Annotated in this window: 10 protein-coding genes; 1 reads left to right on the top strand and 9 read right to left on the bottom strand. The window is 42.0% G+C overall.

Annotated elements, in window-relative coordinates:
* The 7 genes from AB4232_RS11525 to AB4232_RS11495 all read right to left on the bottom strand — a co-directional run.
* On the bottom strand, positions 1–852 hold an 852-nt coding region (locus tag AB4232_RS11525), incomplete at its 3' end, for an NAD-dependent epimerase/dehydratase family protein (RefSeq protein ID WP_372087148.1).
* Positions 853–970: 118 nt separating this feature from the next.
* Positions 971–1,717: a hypothetical protein gene (locus AB4232_RS11520; protein WP_304563983.1), complete on the bottom strand. Its 747-nt coding sequence runs from the start codon at positions 1,715–1,717 to the stop codon at positions 971–973.
* A gap of 331 nt (positions 1,718–2,048) precedes the next feature.
* Positions 2,049–2,300, bottom strand: a complete 252-nt coding sequence (locus tag AB4232_RS11515) for a hypothetical protein (protein ID WP_372087147.1) — start codon at positions 2,298–2,300, stop codon at positions 2,049–2,051.
* Between the two features lie 229 nt (positions 2,301–2,529).
* Positions 2,530–2,943: a GFA family protein gene (locus tag AB4232_RS11510; RefSeq protein ID WP_372087146.1), complete on the bottom strand. Its 414-nt coding sequence runs from the start codon at positions 2,941–2,943 to the stop codon at positions 2,530–2,532.
* Positions 2,944–3,250: 307 nt separating this feature from the next.
* On the bottom strand, positions 3,251–3,625 hold the full coding sequence (locus AB4232_RS11505) for a VOC family protein (protein WP_102490754.1): 375 nt from the start codon (positions 3,623–3,625) through the stop codon (positions 3,251–3,253).
* A gap of 78 nt (positions 3,626–3,703) precedes the next feature.
* Entirely contained in the window at positions 3,704–4,402 is a 699-nt protein-coding gene (locus AB4232_RS11500) for a pseudouridine synthase (RefSeq protein ID WP_372087145.1), read from the bottom strand.
* On the bottom strand, positions 4,402–4,563 hold the full coding sequence (locus tag AB4232_RS11495; protein ID WP_017059212.1) for a hypothetical protein: 162 nt from the start codon (positions 4,561–4,563) through the stop codon (positions 4,402–4,404). The genes AB4232_RS11500 and AB4232_RS11495 overlap by 1 nt, the downstream gene beginning before the upstream one ends.
* Positions 4,564–4,772: 209 nt before the next feature.
* Here AB4232_RS11495 and AB4232_RS11490 point away from each other — a divergent pair, with 209 nt between their 5' ends.
* Positions 4,773–5,174: a YkgJ family cysteine cluster protein gene (locus AB4232_RS11490; RefSeq protein WP_004733901.1), complete on the top strand. Its 402-nt coding sequence runs from the start codon at positions 4,773–4,775 to the stop codon at positions 5,172–5,174.
* Between the two features lie 53 nt (positions 5,175–5,227).
* Here the strand turns inward: AB4232_RS11490 and AB4232_RS11485 are convergent, their stop codons facing one another.
* Together AB4232_RS11485 and AB4232_RS11480 are read right to left on the bottom strand one after the other, a co-directional pair.
* A complete protein-coding gene (locus AB4232_RS11485; protein ID WP_372087144.1) occupies positions 5,228–5,629 on the bottom strand; it encodes an NUDIX domain-containing protein in 402 nt (133 codons plus the stop codon).
* A 228-nt stretch (positions 5,630–5,857) separates the two neighbouring features.
* A complete protein-coding gene (locus AB4232_RS11480) occupies positions 5,858–6,238 on the bottom strand; it encodes an STAS/SEC14 domain-containing protein (protein WP_372087143.1) in 381 nt (126 codons plus the stop codon).
* Positions 6,239–6,290: the final 52 nt, after the last annotated feature.

Genomic DNA, 6,290 nt, shown 5'->3' with positions numbered 1-6,290 from the left:
ATTTTCAATATATTCACTAATTGACTCAGTAGCCTCAAACGAAGAACTAATTGGTAATTTTAGATTCAGTTGTTCAATACCAACGGCCATAGAGCCATTTTCTGACTCAAACTCTTCCCAACGGATCTTTCTTACTTTTGTTACAGCTTTTGCAGCTAGTAAGAGTCGAGCGAACTCTGCAGGACTATAGCCTTGCGTCTCAGCAATAAAATGCTGCTTTTCTAAGGTTCGGCCTTGCGCCAAAAGTAGATAGAACTTCGCAATGTCGTAGACATGAACATATTGGTTATAGCCTATAGACGGCACACCTACTTGAATCGTTTGGCTAGCGAAAGATTCTACAATTCGTTTTAGCTGACAATCCTCACCGCCATAAACCAAACTAGGACAGTAGACGACGTGCCACCTGTTTCTAATAGCGCTATGTATCGTTTCTACGTCTAATCTAACGGCGTCTAAGGGTTTCAGTCTAAACTGTCTCAAATCAGCGCTAGATGCGTTGCCAAAAAGCCAAACACCTGATGTATGTATCTTTGTTGCGCCTTTAGCGGCAAGTAGGTCTAACTCAGAGAGCAATTTCTGCTCCACATCGGCTATTTCATGTGCGGAGAATTGTGACCAATGTGGACGCGCACAATTCACAACCACGTCAAAGAAGCCTTCAAAGTCAGCTCTATCTTCTATTAACCCAACTATAGGAGGTGTGACGACTTTGTCTCTACCGTATGTAAAAACTTCAAAGCCACTTTTTGTGAATAGCGATGTAACGTGACGACCAATGTATCCACTAGCCCCCGCAATTAATACTTTCGTTATTCCCTTATTCTCTCCATTACACATAACCAATGACATGCATCTCCCTTTGAAGAAACATTCTTCAATATACGATCAGCCAATACACTCTTAGCATTTATGTGTTGATCAAGCTAACAAGCCCCTTTGATTCCAAAAAGTATTGTGTGGTGAGTAGTTAGATATCAACCTTTTCTGTGAGCCTTGCTTTCAATTTTATGCCCAACTTAATGTGGGCTTTGGGTTGAACCATTGGATCTAAGCCAAACTGCTTTCTCGTATTATTCAATAACAAAGGCGGTAACTTTTCTTCACAGTACATGGCGTATTTTTCAAAGTACAGTCTCGAGTATGCGCCATCAGCGATATCAAAAGGTTCATCAAGTTGAAGTCGCTTATGTTTAACCCAACCTTCGAGTGAATACCAACATGATAGATATAAAGGCCCCCAAAGATTCAGAAAATGCTTTTTTGATACCAAATCATGAGTAGCAAAGTACCCCATTCTCTGCAACGCAACACTTACAGCTTGAGCGGCTTGTAATTCTTCTTTGCTCCATGTCGATACATAATCCACACTAACGTCACTAGTCACCTGACTATAAGGCTCTCTTTTGTGAGCGTCTGTCACCAACCTAATCGCAGGTTTTAATGCTGACATCTCTTCCATCGCCCAATTCAACAATTCGGCGTTACGACTTCGGGTCGATTCCTCAATAGACTTCGAACCTTGTTTAAGTCCAACCAGTAAGACGAAAGTTAAAATAACCATGACCATGTCCATTACACCGGAGACACCACTCCAATCAAACTCATGGAGCTTTACTGTCACTTCTTTTGAAATGTCTATTGCTGATGAAATTGTTAGAAATAAAGACGCAACAAACACCGATAGTAAGACAATGTTTAATATTATTTTTCTCATAACCTTCGTCCAAAAATTTTGTATATCAAATCAATACTGAGCTAAATAGTAACCTAAGTAATTACCAACATTAAGTAACTCTTTTAACCAGTCAAAAACCGTACGTAGTTGATGCCAAAAATGGTGAGCTATACTTGTTAAGAGAATATGGTTCACTCCGATAAGCACTATTGGTTAGAAGAGCTATCGCCGCTTGAAGTAGCTGACATCGCGATCACCTCACCTCACCCATTGTGCCGAAAACACTAAAGTTGATTCTAGCTGGAAATGCCAATCGTTTAGCATCATTTTTATATACCGAAATGGATAATAAACACTTGTTATGTACTTTTTATTGAGGCCTATCTTCTGGGTTATCATGATACCAGGCTTCGAGCAGTTCCCGACCATAGATGACTTCTGTCTGCATATGCATGTAAAGAAGGAATACAGCCAATAGAAAACTAACTCCGTTCAACCACCTTAATGCTTGTTTACGCTCTGCATCATAGAAAAACATACTGACACCAACAAGCAAGAAAGGATAACAACCTATAATAAGTAACAACCAGCCAAGGTAACTTGATATTGCCATATCTGTCATGTCCGCCCCCTCAGAGCCATTAGAAAACTCATTGTATATTAGAGTAACTATTCAGCTATTAGGAGTTCACATAATCGAGTTTCGAGGTACTTCAAGTTGGGGGTTGATGCTGGGATGTTAGGCGTGAGCACCACCTAACCGAAACCATTACACCGCAAACACAAAACTCGACCGAAACTAAAAAATGCCGAGCGTTGTGAATTAGTCTTAAGCTAATAAAAACTAAGTGCTACTCTCCACTTTCAAAGTGGGCAAATACTTCTGCGCCAGTCATATTTTGTGTTTCATTTTTAAATTCGTAGTATTCGGGCTTTTCATCGATAAATATCTGATGAGTTAATTTGTAGTCATCCCCAGACATCAATAAACCGACAGGAAGGTGATACTGATTATTCGGCACCAAAAAGTAAAACAAGTGAGTACCACATTTACCGCAGAAACCCCTCTCAGCCCAATCGGACGACTTATATCTAACTACATTCGATTCACCTGATATTTTAACTGAATCAGCGCAATCAATGGCTAACATCGGACCGCCCGACCAATTTCTACACATACTACAATGACAAGCCCCCAATTCATTACTGGCGTACTCTACTTCCAACTCAACTGAGCCACATAGGCACTTTCCTTTACCTATCATGAATCCTCCAATCTTTGCAATGTGTGTAAAATGAATAGCAGATAACGTTTTTTATACCGATGACGTAATAAGAAAAGGCTATTTTTTGTTTCCCTTATCCGACAGATACGCGGCATACTTTTTAGAGACCCATTTATGAATATGAAGCCCTGTTTTACGAACAAGACACCAATCTATAGCAGCTAGAATCACCAAACCGATTACAGTTCCCATTATAAAACCTCCATGCTCATTGAATTGTCACTCTAGCAAATAGGACAGAAAAGCACCGTGAACCTAGACATACTATCAATGCAAGTTGGATGAATCAGCGCGACCTTATGTTTTCAGCCACACGCCACAGCACACCACTTGGGTCAGTGACACAAAACTCAAGCATTCCCCATGGCTGTTCAACAACCTCGGAAACGGTAACTTCAAATTCCGACACTACATTAGAGTTTTGGATGTGTTGATACCAACTTTTTACGTCTTCAACCAGCAAGTGCATCATGTAATTGTGACAGTGCGCAGGTTCATAAAAGTTTTGCAGAAGGAACGCACAACCGCCGTGTCGTAGATAGGCGATATCGTGAAATTCAGACATCAGCTCGAAGCCGATTGACTGGTAAAAACGCTTGGACAAATCGAAGTCTTTCGCGGGTACGAAAGACTTAATTTCTGAGACTTTTAGGTTTTCCATCCTATATCCTTATAGTATTGATGTTCTGGTGCTGACACGCTTAACGCTTTAAGTGGTTACGGCGTTTATTCAGAGCTCTTATTCAGAGTCTTGCTGAAATGAGTCAACTTCGGCTTTAGTTAGATAACGCCACTGGCCTGCTTCAACATCCAAACGAACGTCACCAATCTGTTCACGGTGTAGGCCAACAACTCGATTCCCGACCGCAGCAAACATTCGTTTTACTTGATGAAACTTGCCTTCTGTAATGGTCAACAGCACTTGTTTACTGGTAATCACCTCGAGCTCTGCCGGACGCGTCGGTTTTTGTTCGCCCTGCAATTGAATGCCCGCTTTGAACTTATCAGCGACATCGTCTTTGATACCTCGTGACAATGTCACGCGGTACACCTTCTTACATGACTTGGTTGGCAGCGTAATATTGAATGACCAGCGCCCATCATCGGTAATCAAGACTAAGCCTGTAGTGTCGGCATCTAAGCGCCCTGCTATGTGCAGTTCTGATGCTTTGTCTATCTCGATGTAGTTAAACAATGAAGGATAAACTTCATCGATATTAGAGCAGATAGTACCCGCAGGCTTGTGCATTAGGAGGTAACGAAATTCACGCAACTTAAGCGGCGTGCCATTTAACAAGATGGTGTTGCTTACATGAACCTGAGCTGACTCATCAGTAACTGTTTCACTGTTTACGTTCACCTCGCCATTATGGATGCGTTCAATCGCTTCAGGCTTGGTTAGGTCAGTGCTTTTACATAGGTATTTATCAAGGCGCATTAATCGTCGGCACCACATTTAGCACAAGGCTTGTAAGTTCGTTCACCTTGCTCGATAACCACATAGTCACCAACGCACTTGTCACATAAAGCGAGCTTTGGGTAAGCCTCTTTTTGTTTCTTTGCGTTAATGTTGCCTTCGGTGGTGTATACGGTTCTCATTTTGATGCCTTTGCTTGAATAACGTGAGATGCGCAAATTGTATCACTGTTTACAGCTTTGATTGGAGTGGTGGTGCATAGATAAATTGATTTTAAGCGCCGTCATTCCATGTTCTCGCCCCGTAACGGCTTAACCATGAACAACAAAGTCAACGTGCCACGCCTATCAGTGGTAAAATGATAAAAGCTCACCAACCAATGAAGTCACTAATGAAAAATTGTAATCAATGCGGGAAATGCTGTATCAAATACGGAGATGGTGACCTTGCCGCAACGCAAGAAGAGATTGATTTGTGGGAGTTGTTCAACCCAGACATCTTTGAGTATGTCCGAGGAAGCGAGATCTGGTTCGACCCTGAATCTGGTGAACGTTTAACTCGCTGCCCTTTTCTGGAGCTAGTTCCGACGAAAGACACCAAGGCTCAAGCCAAGTACACATGCAGCATCTACTTAGACCGACCAGAAGATTGCAGACACTATCCAAGCCTGATTAATGAGATGGTACGAGATGAGTGTGAAATGATTGAGGTGGTGGATTTACAAGACACGAAGAAAGCTCAAAGGAAACTCGACCTGTTGATGAAAGACAGCCGCCCTTCAAGCTATTCGTAAGCGATGATCTTTTGAAGATCAATCTTCAGCGTTAGCTAATAGCCGCTAAAACCTTAAGCCAAATACTGGTTCGCTTCTAACCAATCAAGCGCAACCAGTGCTGCCAATGAACATACCGCTCTGTCGTTGCCATCAACAAACTTAAGTTCTTCGATTTCAGCATCTGGAGACAGTTCGCCCGTATAATCAGCATGGTAACAAGTCAATTGCACCGATACGCCTTCCGCTTTTCCATCAGCTTGGCCTGTAAATGTCTCGACGTATTTGATGGAATCAGGCACTAAATCGACTGAGATCTCTTCTTTGATTTCGCGAACCAGTGCTTGCTCATCACTTTCGCCAGCTTCACGCTTACCACCCGGTAGGTAGAACAGTTCTTTGCCTTTTGATCTCACCATCAACAACTTGCCGTCTTTGATGAATATCCAAGCCAGCTTATCAATTACCTTATGCATGTCGTTAGACCTTATTTCTGTTTTAGTTCTCGTTATTACTGAATCTGGCCGCGCTATTAGCCACGACCAAACAAAGCCTGGGTATGTTACACGCTGCAATGAATATACTCTATTGAATCGAATCGGAAATATCATAACCAAAACGAAAAATGACAGCGTTCGAGACAATGCTCATCAACTGTCATAGGTGTTGTTTACGGATTGCTCGCTAGCTGTCCGCAGATAGAATCAATCGATTAGCCACTTAAGCGCAGAGTCATGGTCTTCGAATGACTTTATCTCACCGGACACAAACCAGCTCCCTACTTTTGAAGCGAATTCTTGCCAGCTTTTATCACCATAAATCGCGATTTTGTCTATCTTCGAATTGAGCTCTAATCCCAGTTTGAAATCATCCCAAGCAGCACGTAACTCCCAACCCGTTAAGGTAGAGATGTCGACCAGCATCTTGAGTTTAGATGAATCGAGTTCTTCTAGTGTAGTATTTAGAATTGGCATCATTGCTTGATAGTCATCGTGTGTGAGTTTACCTTTCGCTTTGAACACAACAATGGTTTCACCGCTAACACGTTCAATTCCAACCGATATCCCGTGACGTTCGATACGCATAACCTAGCCCTCATAGTAGAAACTAAAGTTAGCTTAGAGGATTAAATAACAA

Origin of the sequence: Vibrio sp. 10N.286.46.A8 (assembly GCF_041470165.1) — a bacterium.
GTDB lineage: Bacteria > Pseudomonadota > Gammaproteobacteria > Enterobacterales > Vibrionaceae > Vibrio > Vibrio tasmaniensis_A.
The sequence above is the reverse complement of the archived record's forward strand: the minus strand, read 5'-3'. Positions and strand labels throughout refer to the sequence as shown.